The organism is Streptomyces nanshensis (assembly GCF_001751255.1).
Classification (GTDB): Bacteria; Actinomycetota; Actinomycetes; order Streptomycetales; family Streptomycetaceae; genus Streptomyces; species Streptomyces nanshensis_A.
Genome location: NZ_LJGW01000054.1, coordinates 1 through 866, shown reverse-complemented (window position 1 = coordinate 866; position 866 = coordinate 1). Strand labels below are relative to the sequence as shown.

Sequence of the window (866 nt, the reverse complement as noted above, 5' to 3'; positions counted from 1 at the left end):
GCGGTGGAAGTGCGTGCCGGTGCGGCGGCCGGCGAGAGCGTCCGCGGCGTGCGTCGCGGACGCGAGCACCACCGGCACCCCCGCGGCGGCGGCGATCCGGGCGGCCTCGACCTTCGTGACCATGCCGCCGCTGCCGACGCCCGCGCTGCCCGCGCTGCCGATCTCCACGCCCTCCAGATCCGCGGGGCCCGTGACCTCCGTGATCCGGGAGGTGCCGGGCGAGGCGGGGTTGCCGTCGTAGAGCCCGTCCACGTCGGAGAGCAGCACCAGCAGATCCGCCCGTACGAGATGGGCGACGAGGGCGGCGAGCCGGTCGTTGTCGCCGAAGCGGATCTCCTCGGTGGCGACGGTGTCGTTCTCGTTGACGACGGGCACCGCGCCCATCGCCAGGAGTTGCTCCAGCGTCCGGTAGGCGTTGCGGTAGTGCGCGCGCCGGCTGGTGTCGTCGGAGGTGAGCAGCACCTGCCCGACGCGGCGCCCGTACCGCGCGAACGACGCGGTGTAGCGCGCGACCAGCAGCCCCTGTCCCACGCTCGCCGCGGCCTGCTGCCTCGCCAGATCTCGGGGCCGCCTGGGCAGGCCCAGCGGGGAGAGGCCCGCGGCGATCGCTCCGGAGGAGACCAGCACGATCTCCCGCTGCTCGCGCGCCGCCGCGCCCCCGGAGCCGCCCGCTGCCGCGTCCCCCGATCCGGTGGCGTGCTTGGCCAGTACGTCGACGAGGGCGTCGACGCGGTCGGNCGGCGTCCAGTCCGCCCGCCGCGGTGGTCAGCGAGGAGGACCCGACCTTGACGACGATGCGCCGGGCGCCCGTCACATCGGGGCGCAGTCCGGCCGCCGGCTCCAGGGCCGGGGCCGGTCGCGGTCCG

The 866-nt window shown here is 76.3% G+C and carries 1 pseudogene; it reads right to left on the bottom strand.

Going from position 1 to position 866, the window contains the following annotated elements:
* Positions 1-814, bottom strand: a pseudogene (gene proB, locus AN218_RS02885) (glutamate 5-kinase); the annotation flags it as partial.
* Positions 815-866 lie beyond the last annotated feature (52 nt).